This window comes from Bacillus sp. YC2 (genome assembly GCF_019891195.1).
GTDB lineage: Bacteria > Bacillota > Bacilli > Bacillales > Bacillaceae > Bacillus.
Genome location: NZ_JAHXDO010000005.1, coordinates 217,800 through 239,930, shown reverse-complemented (window position 1 = coordinate 239,930; position 22,131 = coordinate 217,800). Strand labels below are relative to the sequence as shown.

At 44.4% G+C, this 22,131-nt stretch carries 31 protein-coding genes and 1 riboswitch; of the genes, 4 read left to right on the top strand and 27 right to left on the bottom strand.

Annotation, left to right across the window (positions count from 1 at the left end):
- Positions 1 to 94: 94 nt before the first annotated feature.
- From KY305_RS11035 to KY305_RS10955, 17 genes are all read right to left on the bottom strand, one after another.
- Complete coding sequence (locus tag KY305_RS11035) at positions 95 to 553, bottom strand: DUF1064 domain-containing protein (RefSeq protein ID WP_223062553.1); 459 nt, start codon at positions 551 to 553, stop codon at positions 95 to 97.
- Positions 540 to 932 carry a YopX family protein gene (locus KY305_RS11030; RefSeq protein ID WP_223062552.1) on the bottom strand — a complete coding sequence of 131 codons (393 nt, stop codon included), beginning with the start codon at positions 930 to 932 and terminating at the stop codon, positions 540 to 542. Before KY305_RS11030 ends, KY305_RS11035 begins: the two co-directional genes overlap by 14 nt.
- Positions 929 to 1,309 carry a hypothetical protein gene (locus tag KY305_RS11025; protein ID WP_223062551.1) on the bottom strand — a complete coding sequence of 127 codons (381 nt, stop codon included), beginning with the start codon at positions 1,307 to 1,309 and terminating at the stop codon, positions 929 to 931. The genes KY305_RS11030 and KY305_RS11025 overlap by 4 nt, the downstream gene beginning before the upstream one ends.
- Before the next feature lie 97 nt (positions 1,310 to 1,406).
- The gene (locus KY305_RS11020; protein WP_223062621.1) at positions 1,407 to 1,583 is read right to left on the bottom strand and encodes a Fur-regulated basic protein FbpA; all 177 of its coding nucleotides are present in this window, start codon (positions 1,581 to 1,583) and stop codon (positions 1,407 to 1,409) included.
- Complete coding sequence (locus KY305_RS11015) at positions 1,576 to 1,692, bottom strand: hypothetical protein (protein WP_396021520.1); 117 nt, start codon at positions 1,690 to 1,692, stop codon at positions 1,576 to 1,578. Before KY305_RS11015 ends, KY305_RS11020 begins: the two co-directional genes overlap by 8 nt.
- A 23-nt stretch (positions 1,693 to 1,715) precedes the next feature.
- Positions 1,716 to 2,531 carry an ATP-binding protein gene (locus KY305_RS11010; RefSeq protein WP_262417700.1) on the bottom strand — a complete coding sequence of 272 codons (816 nt, stop codon included), beginning with the start codon at positions 2,529 to 2,531 and terminating at the stop codon, positions 1,716 to 1,718.
- Positions 2,476 to 3,363: a winged helix-turn-helix domain-containing protein gene (locus tag KY305_RS11005; RefSeq protein ID WP_396021519.1), complete on the bottom strand. Its 888-nt coding sequence runs from the start codon at positions 3,361 to 3,363 to the stop codon at positions 2,476 to 2,478. The genes KY305_RS11010 and KY305_RS11005 overlap by 56 nt, the downstream gene beginning before the upstream one ends.
- A gap of 172 nt (positions 3,364 to 3,535) precedes the next feature.
- On the bottom strand, positions 3,536 to 4,435 hold the full coding sequence (recT, locus tag KY305_RS11000; protein ID WP_223062548.1) for a recombination protein RecT: 900 nt from the start codon (positions 4,433 to 4,435) through the stop codon (positions 3,536 to 3,538).
- A complete protein-coding gene (locus KY305_RS10995; protein WP_223062547.1) occupies positions 4,428 to 5,378 on the bottom strand; it encodes a YqaJ viral recombinase family nuclease in 951 nt (316 codons plus the stop codon). Before KY305_RS10995 ends, recT begins: the two co-directional genes overlap by 8 nt.
- Positions 5,378 to 5,563 carry a hypothetical protein gene (locus KY305_RS10990; RefSeq protein WP_223062546.1) on the bottom strand — a complete coding sequence of 62 codons (186 nt, stop codon included), beginning with the start codon at positions 5,561 to 5,563 and terminating at the stop codon, positions 5,378 to 5,380. The genes KY305_RS10995 and KY305_RS10990 overlap by 1 nt, the downstream gene beginning before the upstream one ends.
- Positions 5,563 to 5,913, bottom strand: a complete 351-nt coding sequence (locus KY305_RS10985) for a hypothetical protein (RefSeq protein WP_223062545.1) — start codon at positions 5,911 to 5,913, stop codon at positions 5,563 to 5,565. Before KY305_RS10985 ends, KY305_RS10990 begins: the two co-directional genes overlap by 1 nt.
- Positions 5,914 to 6,016: 103 nt before the next feature.
- Positions 6,017 to 6,217, bottom strand: coding sequence for a YqaI family protein (locus KY305_RS10980; RefSeq protein ID WP_223062544.1), 201 nt, complete (start codon positions 6,215 to 6,217; stop codon positions 6,017 to 6,019).
- Positions 6,204 to 6,482 (bottom strand): hypothetical protein, encoded by a 279-nt coding sequence (locus KY305_RS10975; protein WP_223062543.1) that lies wholly within the window; start codon positions 6,480 to 6,482, stop codon positions 6,204 to 6,206. Before KY305_RS10975 ends, KY305_RS10980 begins: the two co-directional genes overlap by 14 nt.
- On the bottom strand, positions 6,479 to 7,051 hold the full coding sequence (locus tag KY305_RS10970) for a helix-turn-helix domain-containing protein (RefSeq protein ID WP_223062542.1): 573 nt from the start codon (positions 7,049 to 7,051) through the stop codon (positions 6,479 to 6,481). The genes KY305_RS10975 and KY305_RS10970 overlap by 4 nt, the downstream gene beginning before the upstream one ends.
- A gap of 67 nt (positions 7,052 to 7,118) precedes the next feature.
- The gene (locus KY305_RS10965; protein WP_223062541.1) at positions 7,119 to 7,817 is read right to left on the bottom strand and encodes a BRO family protein; all 699 of its coding nucleotides are present in this window, start codon (positions 7,815 to 7,817) and stop codon (positions 7,119 to 7,121) included.
- 52 nt (positions 7,818 to 7,869) lie between these two features.
- Positions 7,870 to 8,010: a hypothetical protein gene (locus KY305_RS10960; protein ID WP_016938671.1), complete on the bottom strand. Its 141-nt coding sequence runs from the start codon at positions 8,008 to 8,010 to the stop codon at positions 7,870 to 7,872.
- A gap of 54 nt (positions 8,011 to 8,064) precedes the next feature.
- Complete coding sequence (locus KY305_RS10955) at positions 8,065 to 8,307, bottom strand: helix-turn-helix domain-containing protein (RefSeq protein ID WP_223062540.1); 243 nt, start codon at positions 8,305 to 8,307, stop codon at positions 8,065 to 8,067.
- 165 nt (positions 8,308 to 8,472) lie between these two features.
- Here KY305_RS10955 and KY305_RS10950 point away from each other — a divergent pair, with 165 nt between their 5' ends.
- The 3 genes from KY305_RS10950 to KY305_RS10940 all read left to right on the top strand — a co-directional run bounded on the left by KY305_RS10950 (position 8,473) and on the right by KY305_RS10940 (position 10,699).
- Positions 8,473 to 8,880 carry a helix-turn-helix domain-containing protein gene (locus KY305_RS10950; protein ID WP_223062539.1) on the top strand — a complete coding sequence of 136 codons (408 nt, stop codon included), beginning with the start codon at positions 8,473 to 8,475 and terminating at the stop codon, positions 8,878 to 8,880.
- 426 nt (positions 8,881 to 9,306) lie between these two features.
- Entirely contained in the window at positions 9,307 to 10,074 is a 768-nt protein-coding gene (locus tag KY305_RS10945; protein WP_223062538.1) for a hypothetical protein, read from the top strand.
- 148 nt (positions 10,075 to 10,222) lie between these two features.
- On the top strand, positions 10,223 to 10,699 hold the full coding sequence (locus tag KY305_RS10940; protein WP_223062537.1) for an ImmA/IrrE family metallo-endopeptidase: 477 nt from the start codon (positions 10,223 to 10,225) through the stop codon (positions 10,697 to 10,699).
- 11 nt (positions 10,700 to 10,710) lie between these two features.
- Here KY305_RS10940 and KY305_RS10935 read toward each other — a convergent pair whose 3' ends face one another.
- The 5 genes from KY305_RS10935 to sdhC form a co-directional block, all read right to left on the bottom strand.
- The gene (locus tag KY305_RS10935; RefSeq protein WP_223062536.1) at positions 10,711 to 10,890 is read right to left on the bottom strand and encodes a helix-turn-helix domain-containing protein; all 180 of its coding nucleotides are present in this window, start codon (positions 10,888 to 10,890) and stop codon (positions 10,711 to 10,713) included.
- Positions 10,891 to 11,009: 119 nt separating this feature from the next.
- Positions 11,010 to 11,447 carry an acyl-CoA thioesterase gene (locus KY305_RS10930; RefSeq protein ID WP_223062535.1) on the bottom strand — a complete coding sequence of 146 codons (438 nt, stop codon included), beginning with the start codon at positions 11,445 to 11,447 and terminating at the stop codon, positions 11,010 to 11,012.
- A gap of 58 nt (positions 11,448 to 11,505) precedes the next feature.
- Positions 11,506 to 12,264, bottom strand: a complete 759-nt coding sequence (sdhB, locus tag KY305_RS10925) for a succinate dehydrogenase iron-sulfur subunit (RefSeq protein WP_223062534.1) — start codon at positions 12,262 to 12,264, stop codon at positions 11,506 to 11,508.
- A 2-nt stretch (positions 12,265 to 12,266) separates the two neighbouring features.
- Positions 12,267 to 14,027 (bottom strand): succinate dehydrogenase flavoprotein subunit, encoded by a 1,761-nt coding sequence (gene sdhA, locus KY305_RS10920; protein WP_223062533.1) that lies wholly within the window; start codon positions 14,025 to 14,027, stop codon positions 12,267 to 12,269.
- Positions 14,028 to 14,060: 33 nt separating this feature from the next.
- Positions 14,061 to 14,669, bottom strand: coding sequence for a succinate dehydrogenase cytochrome B558 (sdhC, locus tag KY305_RS10915; RefSeq protein WP_061523027.1), 609 nt, complete (start codon positions 14,667 to 14,669; stop codon positions 14,061 to 14,063).
- A 295-nt stretch (positions 14,670 to 14,964) separates the two neighbouring features.
- On the opposite strand from sdhC, the gene KY305_RS10910 reads away from it, so the two are divergent.
- Positions 14,965 to 15,411 carry a YslB family protein gene (locus KY305_RS10910; protein ID WP_223062532.1) on the top strand — a complete coding sequence of 149 codons (447 nt, stop codon included), beginning with the start codon at positions 14,965 to 14,967 and terminating at the stop codon, positions 15,409 to 15,411.
- Positions 15,412 to 15,458: 47 nt separating this feature from the next.
- Here KY305_RS10910 and KY305_RS10905 read toward each other — a convergent pair whose 3' ends face one another.
- The 5 genes from KY305_RS10905 to KY305_RS10885 form a co-directional block, all read right to left on the bottom strand.
- A complete protein-coding gene (locus KY305_RS10905) occupies positions 15,459 to 16,688 on the bottom strand; it encodes an aspartate kinase (RefSeq protein ID WP_223062531.1) in 1,230 nt (409 codons plus the stop codon).
- Between the two features lie 125 nt (positions 16,689 to 16,813).
- Positions 16,814 to 16,993: riboswitch (Lysine riboswitch) on the bottom strand.
- Positions 16,994 to 17,053: 60 nt separating this feature from the next.
- Positions 17,054 to 18,826 (bottom strand): excinuclease ABC subunit UvrC, encoded by a 1,773-nt coding sequence (uvrC, locus tag KY305_RS10900; protein WP_223062530.1) that lies wholly within the window; start codon positions 18,824 to 18,826, stop codon positions 17,054 to 17,056.
- Between the two features lie 137 nt (positions 18,827 to 18,963).
- Positions 18,964 to 19,278, bottom strand: coding sequence for a thioredoxin (gene trxA, locus KY305_RS10895; protein ID WP_061523030.1), 315 nt, complete (start codon positions 19,276 to 19,278; stop codon positions 18,964 to 18,966).
- Positions 19,279 to 19,436: 158 nt separating this feature from the next.
- Positions 19,437 to 20,924, bottom strand: a complete 1,488-nt coding sequence (locus KY305_RS10890) for an alpha-N-arabinofuranosidase (protein WP_223062529.1) — start codon at positions 20,922 to 20,924, stop codon at positions 19,437 to 19,439.
- Between the two features lie 221 nt (positions 20,925 to 21,145).
- Positions 21,146 to 22,123, bottom strand: a complete 978-nt coding sequence (locus KY305_RS10885; protein ID WP_223062528.1) for an electron transfer flavoprotein subunit alpha/FixB family protein — start codon at positions 22,121 to 22,123, stop codon at positions 21,146 to 21,148.
- Positions 22,124 to 22,131: the final 8 nt, after the last annotated feature.

Genomic DNA, 22,131 nt, shown 5'->3' with positions numbered 1-22,131 from the left:
TGGTATTTCTGAACCTCCAAGCTTTTTGCAATCCGCTCCCATGCGGCTGGCGCATCGTTTGTAATCGGAACAGAGCGTCATGCAGGCCATGAGCTTATCTTCTTCCTGCACCCACAAGGGCCGATCGTCTGCGATTACCACGTTTTGCAGTGGTCTTCCCCGCCTTTCTTTTGAGTTTTTTCAGCTCGTCCAGCTCAATGAAGCCGAGTGCCTTATCCAGCGCCAGCACCTTGAGTGGCGTATCGTAAAGCCGTTCATACAGCTTGCGTTTGATGGCAAATTCCTTTGTTTCCACGCCTTTGATGTCAATGACTTCGCTGCTGCCATCCAAGTTACGAACCTCAAAGTCTGCAATATATTCAATCTTCCGAAAAGTTTTGCCGTTCTTTTTGAATGCCTCTTGAAGCAGGAACCGCGGTTGCAGCTTGAAATCTTTGATCTGCTTGCTCACCTTGAGCCATTTCAGCTGCTCATAGTATTTGGCTTCGGCCCGGCTATCGAACGTGATGCCGTCCACCTGCGTTTTCTTGGCGCCGTACTTATTCGCTGGCATGATCATCCTCCAAAAGCTCAGGATCTTCATAAATGTTTCCTATGACTTCAAATCTTTCACCACAAAATAGGGAATCACGAAGTGGATGGGTCCGTAAATCTCCCAAATATCCAATTACACAGAAACAGCCATCATCAAAAACTACTTCTGCAGAGTTCTCGTGTCCATCAATTACAATATCCCCCTCATAAATCTCCCGGCCGTTCTTGTCCTTTAATCCGGTATATTGCATTTTGTGGCAAGTTAGAAAGTAATTAAATTGATCACAACCCTCTGCTTTTTCTGGAATTGAATAAGGTATGCCCTCCGGTGTAATTCCTACTTCATAGATCATCTCTTGAGAGTTTTCTTCCCAAGCACGAAACTTAATTTCTCTCATTCTGCGGCCTCCATATCTTCTGCCTTGACGAGATAAAAACCACTCAAGCTGCTTGCGACGAGATAAAACGATTCCTGTTTTGTATCAATAATCTCTTGGCCTTTTTCAAAGTGACAGTCAATTATGGCGTATCCTTCCGCAGCCCCTCCGCAAACTGGTTTTTCAAGATAACCGTATAGCCATGTTCTCTCTACTGCCCGCCGCCGCTTGCCGCAGATAATTCCTGTAAGTTCCTTTTCAACTCTTGCGTAAACGACTTGCGTAATTTCCTTTTGTTCTGATCCAGCCATTGACTCGTTCAGTCGATCAAAATTGATTCCTATATCGGAACGCTTTTTGTATATTGCTTTAACTATTACCTTATCGCCTAATTTCATAAGTCGTCATTACCTCCCGTCAATTCGTTCCCAGTGCTGAATCTGCTTTTCTTTGTACGGCGCCGTGATTATGATGGCCGGAAGCAAGATCACCGATTTAAATAGCACCACGGTATTCCCTCCCGTTTTCGCACTTCACCTTAATGTGCAGCCGTTCCAATTCCGGTAAAGAAAGACGTTCAAGCCATTCCCGGTCTTCTTTGGCAAAATTCTCATCATGCAATAATGCAGAAATGAGTGTTCTTTTACGTCTTTCCGCGAATGCTTTAAGCACTGTGCATCAGCTCCATTTGTTTGATTTTTTCCTCAAGCACCCGGATTGCCGGAGTAAGGTCCTTGCCGCCGTCGCTTCGCTTTCCTATAAATTCAAAGGCGCCCGGCATAACATGATTGATTTGTATATTTTTCATGCTTGTTCTCCTTTATAGAATTGCCGCTTCCTGTAGTCGGGGCCGTCCATGACAATAGGCGGTTCTGTATCTTCCATCATTCGTGAAAAAATCCGTTGCCGATCCTTTGTAGTCTGGAAATCCGATGCTGAAAGGTTTGTTGTGTATATATTGTGCTTTCCGGAACGCTGGTCAATAATTTCAAAAGCTTTTGACATGCTCCAAGCGTTTGCCTCTCCTTCAGCTCCTATATCGTCAAGAATGAGCAAGTCCACTTGATAAAGCATGTCCATGAGTCGATCTTCAGAAATGTCGCTGTCTTTGTTGTATGTACTTCTGATTTTGGTGTACATTTTCGGCAGCGAAATAAAGATTGAACTAAACCCCATAGCTACCACGGCCTTTGAAATAGATACTGACAGATGACTTTTACCAGTTCCGAAACTTCCAGTGAACAGCAGATTTTTCGGATCATTTAAATCAAATGACTTGGCGTATTGAACCGCTCTATCATAGGCTTGCGGAAAAAATTCTCTACTGTACGTTTTGAAATTTGCATTTTGCAATTTCTTATTTAGGATGCTGTTCTCTGCAAAAATTCTCTTCATGCGGGCATTATCAGCCTCTTTTTGTTCGTCCTTTACTTTCTGATAAACACTGCAATTGCAGCCGATCTTACTTGAAACTTCTTTACCAGCCATCGGGCCTAAAGCTATGACCGTTGTAAATTCTCGGACATTTTCACCGCACCCATCGCAAACATATTCATTCGTTACATTAGAATCCGAAGTCGTAGCTTGCCCCATCTTCAGGGCTTCTCTGAAGCTGTGCATGATCTTTCTTCCCCCCTCGATTCATTAATTTCATAAGCCCCTGCCGCGCTTTATGGTCACTCGTTCCCCGCAGGATACCGAGTGTGTACGCCTCTTTGCGGTCGTCGTATTTCTCAGCATGTTCCCACATCGCATAATGAAGCTGATCAACGCTGTACTTACTCATTTTTTCAATGTGGTTAGCAAGAAGCTTCGCGGAAATTTTGCAATGCGAACGTGTAAGCCGGATGCAGTCGAGATATTGAACAAGAATGCTTTTTTTGATCCCTTCCGGAAGCGCGCCCATTTTAATAACCATATCAGCGAATTTTTCAATCTCCTTTTCGCTTGCAAGATTCATATTTTTTAATTCTGCGGCGCTTAACGCATCTTTTAATGTGTCTTCGTTGCTAATCTGTTGCGGCAATAAATGATCAGCGTAATCAGGAATGTTTTTGAATTTACCTTGGTCTTGCATGTCCTCACCCTTTTTATGTTCTTGTTCCGAATCCCCGGTATCCACTGGCGGAAATGAATCTGACTTTTTCCCGTAATTCTTTATGTTCTGAAGCTTTTCATAGTGAACAATTGTGATAATCGTTGACTTGTTCTGCTTCATTCGTCTTGTTTTAATTAATCCTGCTGTCTCCAGTTTGCTGAGAGAGTACCGTACTTTTTTAAGATCAATAGAAAGGTCCCTCGCAAGCTCCGCCACATTGATCATTGCTTCACCTGTCTTTAATGATCCAATGGGAGCAAAAACGGCCTCTTCAAGCAAACACATATAAAGAATCTTTTCGCGCCTATTTGCGAACTGCTGGCGGGGCTGAATAACATAACCCATACCTTGCATTTCCAAGCCGCTCACCTACTTCCTTTCACACAGTGCTGTCATGCCGCTGATGCGGACTAAACGCAAGCCCGGTTCATTTGTTCGGATATAACCCTCAACATATTCACGGAACAGTTGCGCCCGGTTGGGCGCCCCTTCTGTCATCCACTTGTAACAGAAGGGTATGCCAACCTTAATCAAATGGCAGGTCATTTTCGCTAATGTCTACAGGCTTGCCGTCAAAAGGATCAGCATCCTGCACACTTGACTTTTCTGCCTGTTGTTCAGGTTCACTCAAAAACTGATTTCCGCCTAAATCTAAAACATTTTCGTCATATACAGACTGGGCTTCTGCTGTTATATCCTTTCTGATTGTCTCGTCTTGAGCAACTTGTTGTTGAATCTCAATACTGATCGGTAGGTACTTCCACATGCGACGGATTACAGTTTTCTTAGCCATTTCTTCATAGTCTGTTTTCCATGGCCCGTTATCACTTGCTTTACTTCGTTTTCGTGTTTTTTCAATGTCTTCTTTGCTGAAAACCTCGAATTGATAGCCGCCATCTTTAAAGTGGGCTACAGCGTACACGTGGGTTATCGCCCCTCTTTGTCCGGTAGCCGGCTTATGAACCAGCTTAGGATGCAAGCCCAGTTCGTAGTCGAATTCATCTGATTCATAAACGGCATGAGCATAAATACTTTCGATATGTCCCGATCGTCTTGCAAGGTCAATCATTCCTTTGTAACCGATGATAAATTGTACATCTCGTCTTTTTTCTTTGTTATTCCAAAAAGGAACAAAATAACAATGGCCGATAAGCCCCGGCTCTAGTCCTAATTGGGCTGACTGCATTACAGCTCCGAGCAACGAAGGGACAGTGCATTCTAATAGAGCTGGATTGGTTCGAATTGTCGTTAAAGCAATACGAGCTAGTCGATCAGGTTTTACGTGATCCGGCAAAGCTTTTTGAATCTCCGGCGCCATTTTTTCAAGATACGCTGTTATGGTTTGCGCTGGAGTAGGCGGCTTCTCGGTGGGTGCTCCGCTTGCTTTGTTTTGTAGTTTGTTTTTAATATCCTCGGTTTTAGCCATTGTCTTTTAACTCCTTTACATTGAATCGTCTATGAGTTGATACTTTATTGAATTTTTCAAAGAGTTCAGGGTGTTCAGCAGCAAATGCTTTTGAATCAAAACGGGTTGTCGTGACGGTTTTCCAAGTAACAAGAGCTTTTTCCGCATTTCCTACCTCGTACTCCCCGAGCATCCCTTTTAATTGGTTTTCCGCTTCTTTCAGCCTTTCTTTTGCTTCCTTCTCCTCAGCCTTGGCTGTTTTGTATCGCGCAATAAGCTCATTTGCCGTAAGAGGAAGGTCCGTTTCATCCTCGAATCCTACAGGGTACAAATGCGTTAAAAGCTCCGCAGAAGCCTCAGAACCATCAAACATAGGCGGTATTTCATTCTCGACATGGTTTTTCCAGAAGTCTTGTTCAATTTGAATCAGATATGCAATGAGCTCATCGTCTCGCTCAATCTTTTTATAAACGAATTTGTTTCCGCCGATCAGGACAGCTATCCACCAAGCGTTTAACCCGGTGACTGCCATATAATGCTGGCATTGGACCAGATACGCGTCCGGCACTTCTTCGCCGTCCCATTCACCTTTCAGGTATTCTGAAGCTGTTTTACATTCAAGTCCTGCTCGTTCGCCGACTATTAATCTATCAACGTTCGCAAGCATAAACGGGTAATCAGGATGCTGTAAGATAGCTTTCCGCCGCCGCACCTTCTTTCCAGTCCGCTTTGAAAATTCCCGGGCAACGGTTTCTTCGTGAATATGCCCCCAGTATGCTGCCTCACTGGTTATATGCTCTTGGGGTGACTGCCCGAGCTTGTCCAGATAAACTGATATTGGCGTTTTCCATTTACTTAGCCCAGCAATTGCCGCAGCATCGGAACCCCCGATGCCCGCACGCCGCGCCTCAAGCCATTGATCTTCTGTCATGTTGTCTGTAGGTCTATAAACTTTTGCAAGCATCAGAGCATCCCCACCCTTCCCTTGTATGCTTCCGCACCAAGCTGCTGCCATTCTCGGTATGCGTCCATTGACGGGAATTGAAACTGTGGTTTACCTTTACTGAACACAATTGAACCGCCGACCTGTCTTAAACGTTGCTGATCCTCCGCACGCTCACTGAATGCCACTTTAACTGCTTTAGCCATTATTTAGCACCTGCTTTCTTCTCGTACATTTGTATAATTTGGTGTGCTTCATGCTCTGATAGCAAACCGCCACCATTAAACCGCCTAACTATTTTCCGTTTTGCTTTACTGAGTGGGGCCAATCCATGTCTTTTGAATAGCGCCGCAATATATCCCATTTGTTTTGGTGTAATGAAATGAGGGCTATAAACACAGTCATCTTCCCGCAGATAAGATACCAGATTAGCTCTTAACTGCTTTCCCTGTTTAACTGCCATATGAAGAGACATGTTTTCTTTATAGACCTCTTTCATATGGTCTAATTGCTTTTTTAAAATCTCGTTTTCTTGCTTCAGTTGAGACTCAGTCATAACCAACAACCTCCATTGTTTTTTATGAGGCGTTTTGATATAATGGAAATACAATCAATTTTTCAAAATGCCTTACCTAGTCCACTTGTCAGAGTGGGCTTTTTTATTGCGCTGAGTGAAATTTAAATCCAAGTTGCTCCTTCAAATAGCGCTCAAGATTGTCTCGCAAGATTACCTCGCCGCAGTCAATTACATAATTATCTGCCGATGTTACTTCATCCCCGAAAAAGTCTTTTTGTGTTTCCGGTTCAGTCGTCTTATCATGCCAGTTGTTCAGAACCATTGGATTTTCAATATGCTGCATCAACCAAAAACCTCCTTTGAAATTCCTGAGCAGTTGTAGGACTCATATACTTAACTGGTTGTATCATCCGAAGAAACTCTCTTTTTTCGTCTTTATAACCTTCCAGTCTCGCGCTTGCTTGCTGCATCCTCGCATATGCTTCATCTGCTTGTTTAAAGTCACCGCTTATTAAAGATTTACTGAGAATTTTCGAATATTCTTCAATCACTATCATTTCTAATTTGGCCGCGTTACGTCGCTTAACCAGCACTTTGTCATCAATCACACCAGCACCGCCTGCCTTCCCTCTTGTTTTGCCATTGCAACCTGATCCACTAACGCTTTCCGTGTCCATCTTTCGGCAAGCTCCTTCATATTCAGACCATGACTACGGGCCAGTGAATATATCAACGTTTTGTTCGCCGGGATCAGATCGAAAATCTGCTTAATATCAGCCATTGGCAGTTCTTCCGCCTGCCGGCCCGGTCTATCATTCGCCAACCAGCGCGCTAAATGTTTTGTGGCTTGCAACGCTTCTTCAAGCTGGTGGATCATGTTAATCACCGCCGCGCTTGCGCTCTCGTTAAGAGCCGGATCAATTGGCGCCGCCGCTGTCGGATGCAGCCGGAAAAGGTAATGTACGAGATCAATATGTTCGTATGCGCCGCACGCTTCAAACCACTTGATACATAATTCAGGTGTTAATGGAAAAACACCGTTCTCAACATTGGAAATAAACGATTGATTTCTTTTCCCGATGATTTTCCCCATCTGGTACTGTGACAACTTTGCCCTTTGCCGCTCGATTCTAAGAAGGGTGGATAAATTGTCCATATTGTATGGATTGTTCGACATATGTTCGCCCCCTGATATATTTAGTTTTCACTGTTAAAATTTAATTAATGAAGGAACTTGAAAGGCTTTAGGAAACCTTCCGAGGAATCCAATTTTCAATATATTTGATTGCGGATAACAGCTCCCGGCGCTTTATGTCTTTGTAGCTTGCAACGCCGAACCGGTCTTTTATCTCACGGTGTATTTCTCTGAAAAGCCTGGCCGCTTCTGTCTTACCTTCCGTGATGCTATAAACCCGGCGTGCTACTACTTTTTGAAACCGGCGCTGTTCTCCGGAATCCAAAGTGATCTGCTCGTCCACTTTTTGACTGAGCTCATCGATCTGTTTTTCATGATCGAACAACACATTTTGCATTTTCCGTTGTTGTTCTGCTGTTTTTAAAGTGAGTTTCAGCGATTCGATTCGCTGTTCTTCATCAGATAAAACTCTTGGGCCGCCGTACTGGCCTGTTTTTCGTAATGTTGGTAACACGTCATCAAACACCCATGATTCGAACTGAATTGCGGCGGGAAGCCTTGATTTCACGATCAACCGATACAAATTTCCTTCGTTGATAAATTTTTTCTGTTGTGTCCGATCCATTGAATCGGTGACCTCGTGAAACGCGACCCCACTTTCCAAGCAATGTTTTGATATGGCGTCATGTGGATTTGCGTAGCCAAGTGCCTCAGCCACTTCAGTTGCGCCGAAATAATCCTTGTTGTTAATTTGAATGATTGGCAGTTCTCCAAACTGTTTATGGGAGAAGTTTTGCAGTTGATTCATGTTGTTGTGGCCTCCTTTGCTTGTCCACCAAAAAAAGGTGAAGCAGAAAATTTTAAGCGTTTAACTTCAGGTCTTTTTTAGAAGTGAAATACGGTTCCAGAGCTTTACGGAAGCATTCTTCTCTGTCCATTGTTCCGTAATACTCTTTGCCGATTTTGATGTTTGTTGTTTTAGTCTTTGTTTGTTTAGCCATTGCGCTCACCTCACGACAGTGTATTCAAGTTGGACAGATGGACTACCCATGGAATTATGCTGTGTTTGTTCTTCGGCTTTCATTATTCTTCGATTCGTATATTTTGTTCTCAAAAAAATTTTGAATTGGTTCATCCAATACTTTTGCAATATCTTTAAGTAATTCAACATGAATTTTTCTGCGTCCCAATTCATACCCGTTATAAGTAGCAATAGGGATTTCAAGACTTTCAGCGACAAATTTTTGGGTTATCCCTTTTGCTTGCCTAATCGTTCTTAGTTTTTCATTTACTTTCATAATGCTCACCTCTCTTTTATACGATTCGAAGAACTCTTAATCACATATTAATTCTTCAAAACGTATATGTCAACAAAAAATATACTTTTTGTTTATTTTTTTTACTCATATTGAAGAATAATGTACAATTTGAAGAAAGTAAGGTTAATACATGGAGGAATAATTATGGCTCTAGGAGCACGAATTCGTGGGTTGAGAGAAAAGACAAACTTAACGCAAAAAGCCCTTGCGGAAAAACTTAATATACCTCATCAAAATTTATCTAATTACGAGAGGGGATTCAGACAACCTGATTATGACACTCTAATTAAAATAGCCGATTTTTTTGAGGTAACAACAGATTATCTGCTTAGAGATGAACCTCCAGAAATAAAAAAGAAAGTCTTTGAAGATGAGGCTCTGAAGATTTTAGAGGACCCTGACACATTAATTGCCGCTGCTGACGGTAAGATCACTGATTCCATCCTAAAGGCAGCACAGAAGATAATTGCGCAACAATTAGAAATAGGCCGCAAGCCTGGGGATATTCGCAACAACAAATATAAACCGGACAAGCCAACTGATGAAAGTTGATTTTTTAGTCTGTAGTGACACAAATAATTATATAACTTCATCACTTTGATAAGCCGATCCTCTGTTTATAAAAAAACGACGTCTTTGTTATTTTAGTTATCTTTAGTTATTTAGTTATCTAATAGAAGAAACCCAACAAAAACGAACGGAAACTAATGTAAGACAATTCGAATCCCAATGTTAAATTTTACAAGTACACAAACCCGCGTTTACCAAGGGTTCGCGAAATACCCCGTGTCCCAATGGTGTTCCTTCCGTGTCCCAATGGTATACCAGAGTAGTACCAAAAAAATCAGAGGAAATTACGGTGTTAAATCGCATTGAAAAGCGCTTATAGGAAAGAAAATTGCCGCTTTTATAAAGAAAAATCCGGCTTCTGCCGATATAAATAAAGTGTATTCATTTCTATAAAAAGGGGAAATTGCTTTGAAAAAATGGTTGTTAGGTATCGGGGCATTAACATTAAGTTTTTCACTAGCTGCATGCGGTGGTAAATCAAATTCAGATGCATCTACTACTACCAAAGAAAGCACAAAAGAGACTTCGGCTGAAACAAAGACGGAAAAAACGAAAGTTGATGTGGTAGATAAGGTCTTTTATAAATGGAATGATGAATCAGTCGGCGGCTCACCAAAGGTAAGCTCGTATGCAGTAATTAAAAACACAGGTGATACCACTGTAGATGTTTCGAACACAAAAATCACCTATCTGAACGACAAAGGGGAAGCACTTAGAGTTACACAGGCTAATTCAATGTACAGAAACCTCGCTCCTTCAGTAATAAAACCGGGAGAAGTGGCTTACCTTGGTATTGATGAAGACGCGAACGACGATATTTCCGGTTTAAAAGATATTAAAGTTGAAGTAGCGCCTTCCGCTTTTGAAACTGGTGTAAATGAACTCAAAGCAAGCAAAACAAAAGTTTTGAAAACTGATGACTGGGGCGGCAGCATTAGTGTAACTGGTTCTTTAAAGAATGATTCTGGCAAAGAGGCAACAGATATACAAGCGACAGCTGGGCTGTATGATAAAAACAATAAGTTCCTCGGTGCTTTGTTCCTCAGCTCCGATGATCATACTGTAATAAAGCCTAAACAAGAAACAAGCATAGATATGTCTGTGCCAAGTTTACCAACTAAAAAAGTAAAAGAAGTAGACCATGCTGACCTAAAAGCGAATGTACCAAACTATTAAAATACAATTGCCCTCTTGCGGGGGCATTTCTTTTTCGCTTAAAATAGAACGTATGTTTGATCCATTTTTTTCAATAGGCTATTGGACACATTTATCATAGGGAGATTGTACAAATTTTAATTTCCACACATTTAAGGGGGCGTTCATCTTGGTATATACAAAAAGTCATCTGGAAGATTGGATTGAAAGGCTATATAGAGAAATAAACATTCTCAATCCTGCTGACATCAATATTGATCATATTGCTCATGCACTGGATATTTTGATCGTCTACAATCCTGTAACCAGTTTTGCGCTGCGCTTTAATGGAATGTTCACCATTTCTTTAGATTCCCGAAAATCCAGAAAAGAACAATGGCTTGATTTTTCTCATGAGGTCTGTCACGAGCTCAGACATGTAAATAACGATAAGATCATGCCGATTTATTGGAAGGAATATTTAGAGTGTCAGGCGAATTATTTTGCATATCATTTCTGCATTCCTACATTCATGCTCCGGCTAATTGAAATCCCTCAGAACCAATACTTCGCGGCGCAGGTCATTGCCGACATATTCAAAGTGCCTGAATCATTTGCCTATATCCGCTTAAATATGTACTTAAACAAAGCCAGGCTGATCATATAAGAAGAGCCTTTTCAGGCTCTTTGTTTGCAACAGGTATGCATCTCATTTGAAATGTGATTCCGTACAGTTTTTTCACTGATAAACAGCTCGCTTGCAATCTCCTTTGTTGTCTTGTCTTGAACGAGCAATTCGAATACTTCTCTTTCTCTTTTTGTTAGCAGCGGCTTTGATTGAAATTCTTTCTCCTTCAAGTATTGTAACCCTCCTTGCTAAGGTGAGAGCGAATCTAAACGAATGGGTTTATATAGTCAAGATATCATATGTAAGGAGCGCATTGGAGGTGACGTCTCTAAGAGAAATAGTTATTCGTTCAGGAGAGCAGCATTCCTTTCTCTTCCTCCGTCCAGCTGACGGCTTTGCCGCTTTTTTTGGATACTTGGACCATCACGACGGAACCGGTAAAGCATGGCTGGCCTGATTCATTTTCCCCCAGATAATGAAGGGTGACGGACGCGTTTCCGGCCGTGCTTGTTTTGACATAGATCCGCAGATTTTCATATGGCATGACCTGGCGCATATAATCACATTGCTGGCTTGCAACAACCGTGATCGTTTCTGTGTTCTCCGCCTTGATGCGGCGCTGTTTGAAGTAGGAAATCCGCGCTTCTTCGAAATAAACGAAAGGGGTTACATTATTCATATGGCCAAACATATCCGTTTCTGAAAAACGTACTGAGACCTCGGTAAAAAACGAGAACGACTTTCTCCATTCTTCAAACGGCATGTCGATATAAGACGGTTTTTTCATAACCTTCAGCTCCTTATAAAAAAACCTCTCCCGTGCGGAAGAGGCTGTTTTCTCTTTCTTATACTCTGTCGCTTCCGAAGAAATTGCGGAATGCCTGTAAATTGGTATCTCTGTTTAACGCAGCGATTGAAGTCGTCAGCGGAATACCTTTCGGGCAGGATTGGACACAGTTTTGTGAGTTTCCGCAGTCCCCGAGACCGCCATCTGTCATTAGGGCTTCTAAACGTTCGGACTTGTTCATTGCTCCTGTCGGATGAGCGTTAAAGAGACGCACTTGCGACATTGGAGCAGGCCCCATGAATTTAGATTTGCTGTTGACGTTCGGGCAGGCTTCCAGGCAAACGCCGCATGTCATACATTTTGACAATTCATATGCCCATTGGCGGCGTTTTTCCGGCATTCTCGGTCCCGGTCCCAAATCGTAAGTCCCGTCAATCGGCACCCACGCTTTGACTTTTTTCAGCGAATCAAACATTCGGCTGCGGTCAACCTGCAGGTCACGGACAACCGGGAATGTTTTCATCGGTTTCAGGCGGATCGGCTGTTCCAGCTTATCGATAAGCGCCGTACATGATTGGCGCGGTTTTCCGTTGATGACCATGGAGCATGCGCCGCATACTTCTTCAAGACAGTTCATGTCCCAAGCCACGGGGGTAGTCTTTTCCCCTTTTGCGTTGACAGGGTTTCTGCGGATTTCCATCAGCGCAGAAATGACGTTCAGATTCGGACGGTAATTGATTTCAAATTCTTCATCGTATGGCGTGCTTTCAGGCGTATCCTGGCGGGTGATAATAAACCGTATCTTTTTCTCACTCATGATTATTTCGCCACCTTCTTCTTCGAGTAATCGCGTTTGCGGGGCGCAATCAATGAAACGTCGACATCCTGATAATGAAACTCCGGCGCTTCAAACGCACCGGCATGTTTTGCCATCGTCGTTTTAAGGAACTCCTCATCGTTACGTTCAGGGAAATCAGGTTTATAATGCGCTCCCCTGCTTTCATTTCGGTTGTATGCACCGAGTGTGATGACTCGGGCAAGCTGGAGCATATTAGAGAACTGGCGGGTGAACATGGCGCCTTGGTTGCTCCATTTTGTCGTATCATTGATATTGATTTTCTTATACCGTTCCATTAACTCCTGAATCTTATCGTCTGTTTTCAGCAGCTTGTCATTGTGGCGGACCACCGTCACGTTGGCAGTCATCCATTCTCCAAGCTCACGGTGCAGCACGTAGGCATTTTCATTGCCGTCCATTTTCATAATATCCGCCCATTTTTCTTCCTCTTTTTTCACATGGGCGTCAAATAGAGTTGAAGGCATATCCTCTGCGGATGATTCAAGGCCTGATACATATTTCACTGCATTCGGCCCGGCAACCATTCCGCCGTAGATGGCGGAAAGCAGAGAGTTTGCCCCTAGACGGTTTCCTCCGTGCATTGAATAATCACATTCACCGGCTGCAAACAGTCCGCGGATGCTTGTCATCTGATCGTAATCGACCCACAGACCGCCCATTGAATAGTGGACAGCAGGGAAGATTTTCATCGGAAGCTTGCGCGGATCGTCACCCATGAATTTTTCATAGATTTCAATAATGCCGCCAAGCTTAACATCAAGCTCTTTCGGGTCTTTATGCGAGAGATCGAGATAGACCATATTTTCGCCGTTGATGCCGAGTTTTTGATTGACGCACACATCAAAGATTTCGCGTGTCGCAATATCCCGCGGCACGAGATTTCCGTAAGCCGGATATTTTTCTTCAAGGAAATACCAAGGTTTTCCGTCTTTATATGTCCATACTCTTCCGCCCTCACCGCGGGCCGATTCACTCATCAGACGCAGTTTATCGTCGCCCGGGATCGCTGTCGGGTGAATTTGGATAAATTCGCCGTTAGCGTAGTATGCACCCTGCTGATAGACGATAGATGCAGCAGAACCTGTATTGATCATGCTGTTTGTTGATTTTCCGAACACGATTCCCGGTCCTCCGGTCGCCATGATGACGGCGTCAGAACGGAATGACTCAATTTGCATATTGGTCAGATTTTGAGCTACGATGCCGCGGCATGTTCTGTCGTCATCAAGAACGGCGCCGAGGAATTCCCAGCCTTCATATTTCGTGACAAGCCCCGCAACTTCATATCTGCGCACCTGCTCGTCCAGCGCGTACAGAAGCTGCTGTCCCGTCGTCGCTCCCGCATATGCGGTTCTGTGATGCTGTGTACCCCCGAAACGGCGGAAGTCAAGCAGACCTTCCGGCGTTCTGTTAAACATAACCCCCATGCGGTCCAATAAGTGGATAATAGACGGCGCCGCTTCGCACATCGCTTTTACAGGAGGCTGGTTCGCTAAAAAGTCTCCCCCGTACACCGTGTCATCAAAATGCTCAAACGGAGAGTCGCCTTCCCCTTTTGTGTTGACCGCTCCGTTTATACCGCCTTGCGCGCAGACCGAATGAGACCGTTTTACCGGAACGATTGAAAACAGTTTAACGGCTGTGCCCGATTCCGCTGCTTTTATTGTCGCCATGAGGCCGGCAAGACCCCCGCCGACTACGATAATGCTTGATTGACTCATGATAGCCCCTCTCCCTCTAGTAATCTAGTTCTCTTACACAAATGCAAAAATCGCTTTTAGACCCACGTATGAAAGCGCTAAAAATATAATCAGCGTCACGTAAGTCGAAATTCTTTGAGAACGCGGCGTGACAGTGATTCCCCATGTGACCGCAAAAGACCATAAGCCGTTTGAAAAGTGAAAAATCACCGATAAAACGCCTACAATGTAAAAGCCGAGCATGACAGGCGAGCTTAAAATGTTCGCCATCATATCAAAATTGACTTCCGCGCCCATTTGTGCGGCAATCCGTGTCTGCCATACATGCCAGCTGACGAAAATAAGGGTGAGAATACCAGTGACACGCTGAAGCACAAACATCCAGTTTCTGAAATAACTATAGTGGCCAGCGTTGTTTTTCGCAGTAAATGCTATGTACACACCGTAAACCGCATGATAAATTAAAGGTAAGAAAATAATAAAAATTTCTAAGGCGTACCTGAACGGCAGACTGTCCATAAAGCCGGCCGCCTTATTGAACGCATCTGCTCCCCTTGCAGCAAACTGGTTGACGACTAAATGCTGAATTAAAAAGATGCCGACCGGAATGACGCCAAGCAAGGAATGCAATCTTCGAAAATAAAACTCTCTGTTCCCAGACATTACTTTACCCCCTGTTTGATTTAAGTGCGAAATGTACTAAAATCTCTGCCCCCACTTCGTTTCAATTGTAAGCACTTTATTAAAATTTATTGACAATTTCATTTTACTCCTCCCTCAAAAGGGCGTCAAGAAAACGTGTACATAAATTATAATTTTCCGAATTGAACATTTGACGGAAAAATTTTATTTTCCTGCAATATCATTCTCACATTTTTTCACGAGTTTTAAAGGATCATCCTGTAATCCTCCCCCCTGTTTAAGCTATAATAAACGAAGGAAAGAGGGGAATACATATATGAAGAATAATTATGAAGCAGCTTTAGAAACCTTATCTGAACTTGACGTCAGTGCATACGGCTACGAATTGATCCGGGAAATCGTGCTTCCGGATATACTCGGTCCGGATCATTCATCCATGATGTATTGGGCAGGCAAACGCCTCGCCCGCAAATTTCCTCTTCAATCATGGGAAGAAATCCCCGCCTTCTTTGAAAAAGCCGGATGGGGAATCCTTACAAACACCGGAATAAAAAAACAGGAGCTTGAATTTGAACTGGAGGGCCCGCTCGTCTCCAGCAGACTTAAACATCAAAAAGAGCCGTGTTTCCAGCTTGAAGCCGGTTTTATCGCCGAACAGATTCAATTGATGAATGATCAGATTGCAGAATCTTATGAACAAGTAAAGAAAAGAGCCGATAAAGTCGTTCTGACGGTAAAATGGGATATGAAAGATCCCGTGTAAATGAAAAAAGGCGGTGACTGCCAGTCCCGCCTTTTTGGCTTGCCGTTTTATACGGCAGACGGCTGCTTTGAGAGTTCAAACGCATCGTGAAGCGCTTCGACCGCTTTCACCATATCATTTTCACTGACAACCGTTGATACTTTAATTTCAGATGTGCTGACCATTTTCACTTGTACATTTTTTTCAGCCAGTACGGCAAACATTTCCGCAGCCACGCCCGGATTTGACACCATGCCGGAGCCGACAATGGATACTTTCGCTAATTTGCTTTCCGTTTCAATTTTTTCATAATCAAGCGCGTTTTTATATTCTTCAAGCACTGCGACCGTTTGGGCGGCGTCTTCTGTTTTGACAGAAAAGGAAATGTCCGTTTCGCCGCCGCCTGCCTGTGATTGAATAATGATGTCGACATTTATGTTTCGTTTTGCAAGTGTGGTGAAGATGGTAGAAAGTGTTGTCAGTCCGCTTGCGAGGCCTGAAACAGACACCCTTGTGATCTGGTCTTCAAATGCAATTCCTCTGACGATTAAATTCTGCTCCATTGATGATTCCTCCTCGATTAATGTTCCCGCTTCAGGTTCCGTACTTGACCGCACTTCCAAAGGCACTTGGTAATTCTTCGCGAATTCAACCGCTCGCGGATGAAGAACGCCGGCTCCGAGGTTTGCAAGCTCCAGCATTTCATCGTATGAAATCCCCGCCAGTTTTCTCGCTGACCGGACGTAACGCGGATCGGTCGTAAAGACACCGGGAACGTCGGTGTAGATGTCGCATTTATCCGCTTGTAATGAAGCGGCAAGGGCAACGGCGGTTGTATCCGATCCGCCCCGTCCGAGCGTCGTGATTCCGCCGTCTTCTGTCACTCCCTGAAAGCCTGCGACGACTGTGATTTTCCCTTCTGCCAGCCGCGCTTGAATCGCGGTGACATCTATATCCGTGATTCTGGCACTGCCGTGGACGGCTTCGGTGCGAATGCCCGCCTGCCCGCCTGTATAGGAGACGGCGTCATAGCCTTTTTCCTGAAGCGCCATGGCAAGCAGCGAAATTGTAATCTGCTCTCCCGTAGACAGAAGCATATCCATTTCGCGTTTATTCGGCTCACCGGTAATTTCCGCCGCGAGATTGACCAGCGCGTCCGTTGATTTGCCCATTGCCGAAACGACAACCACGACATCATGGCCTTTTTGCTTTTCAGCAATGGCGCGATTTGCGGCATTTTGAATTTTTTCGGCAGAGCCGACGGAAGTACCTCCGAATTTTTGTACGATAAGACCCATACTAGACCACCCTTTACATTTTGGTTCGTGCGGGTGAGGAGAAAGAGCGCTTTGTCCACAATAAAAAAAGCAATGAGAGGATTCGCTCTCATTGCTTTTTTCATATCATCACGAATGATTATGAACAACGAGATAGCCCTCCAAGAAAATAATTTCTTGACAGCCTTACATTTATTTAATGCAAGGCCAGCAAATGACACCGATGGGATGTTATTCGCTTCGGCGACGCTCCCCTTTCAGCCCTTTTCGCAGAATCCATCATTCTCCAAAGGCTTACTATTGAAGTTCGCACCTCTATCTTCACCATATAACACGATCTTATGAAATTATTCACATTCTAGCAGATTTTTCAGTAAAGTACAATACTATTTTTGCAGCTTTTCAAACAGGAGCTGTGCCGCCGCTGCAGGAACGCCCGCTTTCTTAATATCATCAAGGCTTGCTTCCTTCATTTTTTTGACAGAGCCGAAATGCTTCAGGAGCATCTTTTTGCGTTTTTCACCGATTCCGGGTATATCATCCAATACGGATTGAAAGGCGCTTTTTCCGCGAATCTGTCTGTGGAAGCTGATGGCAAAGCGGTGCACCTCATCCTGTATGCGCTGAAGCAAATAAAATTCCTGGCTGTTCCGCTCCAGAAATACCGGCTCAAGCGGGTCGCCGATCAAAAGGTTGGACGTGCGGTGTTTATCGTCCTTCGCCAAGCCCGCTATCGGCACATCCAAACCGAGCTCATTTTCCAGCACGTCACGAGCCGCGTTGATCTGTCCTTTTCCGCCGTCAATGATGATTAAATCCGGCAGCGGAAGGTTTTCGCGGAGCACTCTCGTATATCTTCTTCTGACGACTTCCCTCATTGAACCGTAATCGTCAGGCCCTGTAACGGTTTTAATTTTATATTTGCGGTATTCCTTTTTATTCGGCTTTCCGTCGATAAATACAATCATAGCCGACACCGGGTTTGTCCCTTGGATGTTGGAGTTGTCAAATGCTTCGATTCTGTGCGGCGTATAAATGTTCAGGGCTTCTCCCAGGCCTTCTGCCGCTCCGATTGACCGTTCCTCATCCCGTTCGATTAAGGAGAACTTTTCCCGCAAAGCGATTTTCGCATTTTTATGGGCAAGCATGAGCAGTTCTTTTTTCGGCCCTTTTTTCGGCTGATGCACGCCCGTTTCCAGCAGCTGCTCAATCATGTCTTGGTCAACGCTGTCCGGCACTAAAATTTCCTTGGGCAGAAAGTGATTGTTTTTAGAGTAAAACTGGCCGATAAAGGTGAGAAATTCTTCGTCGGCTTCCTGATACATCGGAAACATGCTGACGTCCCGTTCAATCAGCTTTCCTTGCCGTATGAAAAAGACTTGGACGCACATCCAGCCTTTATCGTACGCATAAGCAAACACATCGCGGTCCACAAGGTCATTCATCGTCATTTTTTGCTTTTCCATCGTTGATTCGATGTGGGCGAGCTGGTCGCGGAATTCTTTAGCCCGTTCAAATTCAAGCTTTTCCGCTGCCTCTGTCATTTTTGCCTGAAGTTCTTTTTTGACTTCGTTATAGCCGCCCTTTAAAAATCTGGTGATGTCTTCGACAAGCTCACGGTTCGTCTCTTCAGAAATATCCTTTACACAAGGCGCCAGGCACTGCCCGAGATGGTAGTACAGACAGACGCGGTCCGGAAGCTTCGAACACTTTCTGAGCGGGTATAAGCGGTCCAGCAGCTTTTTCGTTTCCCGCGCTGCCTGCACATTCGGATACGGGCCGAAATAGCGCCCCTTGTCTTTTTTGACATTTCGGGTCACGATCAGACGCGGATGGCGTTCATGGGTGATTTTTATAAAGGGATAGGTTTTGTCATCTTTCAGCATGACATTGTATTTCGGATCGTACTTTTTGATCAGGTTCATTTCCAAAATAAGCGCTTCAAGATTGGAGGAAGTCACGATATATTCAAAGTCCTCGATTTCCGTCACAAGCCTTTGGGTTTTTGCGTCGTGAGAGCCGGTGAAATAGGACCGCACCCTGTTTTTCAGTACTTTCGCTTTCCCTACGTAAATGACTGTTTTTTGACGGTCTTTCATTAAATAACAGCCCGGCTGATCGGGAAGGAGGGCCAGCTTTTCTTTCAGTTGTTTATTCATACGTTACCCTTCCTTACGTTAGTTCTCTCTTCATTCAGTGTATCACGAACACTTGTTTTTCTCCATTCTCAGCTTTTGGAAGATAAAAAAGGCGATTCCTTAAAAGGAATCGCCCGGCCGGACATATTGCTGCCGGCTTACAGGTGTTTGTTTACAAGCTCTTCAAGGGCTTCTTTTGGTTTGAAGCCGACAGAAGTTTCAACAACTTCGCCGTCTTTTAAGACGAGAAGTGTCGGGATGCTCATTACTCCGTATTTACCGGCTGTTTCTTGGTTTTCATCTACGTCGATTTTTACGATTTTTACTTTATCGCCCATTTCTTGATCAAGCTCTTCAAGAACAGGTGCAATCATTTTACAAGGTCCGCACCACGGAGCCCAGAAATCAGCTAATACGACACCTTCACTTGTTTCAGCTGAGAACGATTGATCAGTTGCTTTTACGATAGCCATTAGTTTATTCCTCCAATTGTCAAATGATGATTTTTAGTATAGCATCTCCCATTCGTTCATGCTAATTTAATGCTTATAATTTATCATCCCCTGATTTTGCCGGAAATAATCTTATTTATATAGTGTATTATAACCCCTGTGCAGGTGTTCAAACCTTGTTATTTTGGTGCCGGCAGCGTGAGTAAAACGACTGCCATCGGAGGCAGTTCCGCACCCAGCTTTCCATCTTTGACTGTAAATCCGGTGAACGGTTTCGGCTTGACGTTCTCCGGACTGTTGAATGTGTTGCGGGCGTTCATTTTTTCGGAATGCAGGATGGTTCCAAAAGGATTCCCTCTCTTTGTCATCCCCCTCAGCTCAATCTTCACATCGGCCTTTTGCAGATGATCGATATTGCAAATGCTGATATGGATGTCACCCGTTTTATTTTTTGACGCCGAAATGCTGATTTGAGGCAGCTGTCCGTCTTTCCATTCATATTGGGCCGCTTTTGTTTCTGAAGCTAAAAGGAAAGCGTTCTGATGGACTTTAAACATATCAAACACATGATACGTCGGCGTTAACAGCATGTTCTCCCCTTCTGTTAGGATCATCGCCTGCAGCACGTTTACCGTTTGCGCGATATTGGTCATTTGTACGCGGCTTGCATGCTGATGGAAAATGTGAAAGTGAGATGCGGCGACGAGCGCATCGCGAATTGTATTTTGCTGATAAAGAAAACCCGGATTCGTGCCTGGCTCAGGATCAAGCCATGTGCCCCATTCGTCAATGATCAAACCGACCCGCTTATCCGGATCGTATTGATCCATGATTGTGCTGTGTTTTGTAATCAGCTCATCCATATGCGCCGCTTTTTTCATCGTAATGAACCATTCATCTTCTGAAAACTCCGTCGCGGAGCCTTTTCCCTTCCAGAAGTCCCCCGGTATCGTGTAATAATGCAGGCTTAGTCCATCCATGAGATCAGCAGCTTTTTTCATTAAGATTTCTGTCCAGCGGTAATCGTCAACGTTTGCGCCGCCGGCAATCTTATAGACTTCATTTCCGCTGTAATTGCGGACATAGGTTTGAAAATTGCGGTAGAGATCAGCATAATACTCGGGATGCATATTTCCGCCGCAGCCCCAATTTTCATTCCCTATGCCGACATATTTCAGCTTCCACGGTTTTACCCGTCCGTTTTCCTTTCTCCAATCGGACATCGGAGTGCCCGCCTCAAATGTCATATACTCAATCCAATCGGCCATTTCCTTAACAGTTCCGCTGCCGACGTTTCCGGCGATATACGGTTCACAGCCGAGCAGATCGCACAGCCTCATAAATTCGTGCGTGCCGAATTCATTGGAATCAATCGTTCCGCCCCAGTGGGTGTTTAGCATGGTTTTGCGTTCACCGACTCCGTTTGCCCAGTGATATTCATCTGCAAAACAGCCGCCGGGCCATCTGAGGACGGGGATGTTCAGCTTCTTCAGGGCCTGTGCGACGTCTGTTCTGATCCCGTCTACATTCGGAATGTCGGAATCCTTCCCAACCCAGATGCCCTCGTATATCCCTCTTCCCAAGTGCTCTGCGAAATGTCCGTATATATTTTTATTAATCGTTCCTTCGATGATATCCGTTTGAATGACTGCCGTGTTTTTAGACAAACTTGACCATTCCTTTCTGATAAAAATGAAAAGCACTACAGCCAATCTATGTATCTATGATGTTACGCCTGAAAGGATGCCGTTCAAGTTTGTAAGCGCTTTTACAGAAAGTTTATTATATTCATTCGTACATGTCAATCTTACATTTTATCATTTGTATATTTGTACGAACCAATTAAAACAAATAAAGCCCTCTGACAGCAACTGCCAGAGGGTTTCGGTTACGAATGGATATTAGCGTTTTTAAATTCCTGTGTCAAAAGCGGGACTACTTCAAACAAGTCGCCGACAATTCCGTAGTCCGCTATTTTAAAAATCTCAGCTTCCGGGTCTTTATTTATCGCAACGATGACTTTGCTGTTTGACATGCCCGCCAAATGCTGGATCGCTCCGGAAATGCCGCAGGCGATATAAAGATCCGGTGTGACTACTTTTCCGGTCTGGCCGATCTGGAGCGAATAGTCGCAATAATCCGCGTCGCATGCACCGCGTGAAGCCCCCACTGCCGCCCCCAATACCTCGGCGAGCTCTTCTAAAGGCCCGAATCCTTCTTTGCTTTTCACACCGCGGCCGCCGGCAACGATAATCTTCGCTTCTGATAAATCCACGCCGTCCGCTGTTTTTTTCACTACATCTTCAATAATTGTCCGTAAATCTGCCGGCTCCGCGTCAAGTTGTTCGATGCCGCCTGTACGGTTTGTGTCTTTTTCTAACGCTTGGATATTATTCGGGCGTATTGTCGCAAAAATCATGGGATCGGTTGAGATGACCCGCTCAAAGGCTTTGCCGGAATAGATCGGTCTTGTAAACACGATATTTTCTCCGGTAACGCTTACATCCGTACTGTCAGAAATCAAGCCTGTTTCAAAACGGGCCGCAAGCTTCGGTGATAAATCTTTGCCCATTGAGGTGTGGCCGAAGATGACCGCATCAGGCTTTTCATTTTCGATCAGATCCCCAAGCACTGCGGCATACCCGTCAGCTGTGTAATGTGCCAGCCCGGGCGCATCGGCTGTGAATACTTTATCAGCTCCATATTGTATAAGCTCGGATGCTGCATCAACTGCGCCTTTTCCGATCAGCACGCCGATCACGTCTCCGCCGCCGGAAATGGTTTTGCCTGCGGCTATAGCTTCAAAGGTGACGTTCCGTAAGGCGCCGTCACGAATTTCTCCGAGTACGATCACTTTTTTTCCCATTCTGACAT

What these genes read in the sequence shown, in the direction of transcription:
- uvrC (WP_223062530.1), bottom strand. Translation starts at nt 18,826, where the DNA reads ATGAATAAACAACTGAAAGAAAAGCTGGCCCTCCTTCCCGATCAGCCG.
- KY305_RS11035 (WP_223062553.1), bottom strand. Translation starts at nt 553, where the DNA reads ATGCCAGCGAATAAGTACGGCGCCAAGAAAACGCAGGTGGACGGCATC.
- sdhB (WP_223062534.1), bottom strand. Translation starts at nt 12,264, where the DNA reads ATGAGTGAGAAAAAGATACGGTTTATTATCACCCGCCAGGATACGCCT.
- KY305_RS10955 (WP_223062540.1), bottom strand. Translation starts at nt 8,307, where the DNA reads ATGAAAGTAAATGAAAAACTAAGAACGATTAGGCAAGCAAAAGGGATA.
- KY305_RS10995 (WP_223062547.1), bottom strand. Translation starts at nt 5,378, where the DNA reads ATGCTTGCAAAAGTTTATAGACCTACAGACAACATGACAGAAGATCAA.
- KY305_RS10950 (WP_223062539.1), top strand. Translation starts at nt 8,473, where the DNA reads ATGGCTCTAGGAGCACGAATTCGTGGGTTGAGAGAAAAGACAAACTTA.
- KY305_RS10930 (WP_223062535.1), bottom strand. Translation starts at nt 11,447, where the DNA reads ATGAAAAAACCGTCTTATATCGACATGCCGTTTGAAGAATGGAGAAAG.
- KY305_RS10910 (WP_223062532.1), top strand. Translation starts at nt 14,965, where the DNA reads ATGAAGAATAATTATGAAGCAGCTTTAGAAACCTTATCTGAACTTGAC.
- KY305_RS11030 (WP_223062552.1), bottom strand. Translation starts at nt 932, where the DNA reads ATGAGAGAAATTAAGTTTCGTGCTTGGGAAGAAAACTCTCAAGAGATG.
- KY305_RS10990 (WP_223062546.1), bottom strand. Translation starts at nt 5,563, where the DNA reads ATGGCTAAAGCAGTTAAAGTGGCATTCAGTGAGCGTGCGGAGGATCAG.
- trxA (WP_061523030.1), bottom strand. Translation starts at nt 19,278, where the DNA reads ATGGCTATCGTAAAAGCAACTGATCAATCGTTCTCAGCTGAAACAAGT.
- KY305_RS11025 (WP_223062551.1), bottom strand. Translation starts at nt 1,309, where the DNA reads ATGAAATTAGGCGATAAGGTAATAGTTAAAGCAATATACAAAAAGCGT.
- KY305_RS11015 (WP_396021520.1), bottom strand. Translation starts at nt 1,692, where the DNA reads ATGCCGGGCGCCTTTGAATTTATAGGAAAGCGAAGCGACGGCGGCAAG.
- sdhA (WP_223062533.1), bottom strand. Translation starts at nt 14,027, where the DNA reads ATGAGTCAATCAAGCATTATCGTAGTCGGCGGGGGTCTTGCCGGCCTC.
- recT (WP_223062548.1), bottom strand. Translation starts at nt 4,435, where the DNA reads ATGGCTAAAACCGAGGATATTAAAAACAAACTACAAAACAAAGCAAGC.
- KY305_RS10965 (WP_223062541.1), bottom strand. Translation starts at nt 7,817, where the DNA reads ATGAATCAACTGCAAAACTTCTCCCATAAACAGTTTGGAGAACTGCCA.
- KY305_RS10970 (WP_223062542.1), bottom strand. Translation starts at nt 7,051, where the DNA reads ATGTCGAACAATCCATACAATATGGACAATTTATCCACCCTTCTTAGA.
- KY305_RS11005 (WP_396021519.1), bottom strand. Translation starts at nt 3,363, where the DNA reads ATGCAAGGTATGGGTTATGTTATTCAGCCCCGCCAGCAGTTCGCAAAT.
- KY305_RS10885 (WP_223062528.1), bottom strand. Translation starts at nt 22,123, where the DNA reads ATGGGAAAAAAAGTGATCGTACTCGGAGAAATTCGTGACGGCGCCTTA.
- KY305_RS10980 (WP_223062544.1), bottom strand. Translation starts at nt 6,217, where the DNA reads ATGCAGCATATTGAAAATCCAATGGTTCTGAACAACTGGCATGATAAG.
- KY305_RS10905 (WP_223062531.1), bottom strand. Translation starts at nt 16,688, where the DNA reads ATGGGTCTTATCGTACAAAAATTCGGAGGTACTTCCGTCGGCTCTGCC.
- KY305_RS11010 (WP_262417700.1), bottom strand. Translation starts at nt 2,531, where the DNA reads ATGCACAGCTTCAGAGAAGCCCTGAAGATGGGGCAAGCTACGACTTCG.
- KY305_RS10985 (WP_223062545.1), bottom strand. Translation starts at nt 5,913, where the DNA reads ATGACTGAGTCTCAACTGAAGCAAGAAAACGAGATTTTAAAAAAGCAA.
- KY305_RS10960 (WP_016938671.1), bottom strand. Translation starts at nt 8,010, where the DNA reads ATGGCTAAACAAACAAAGACTAAAACAACAAACATCAAAATCGGCAAA.
- sdhC (WP_061523027.1), bottom strand. Translation starts at nt 14,669, where the DNA reads ATGTCTGGGAACAGAGAGTTTTATTTTCGAAGATTGCATTCCTTGCTT.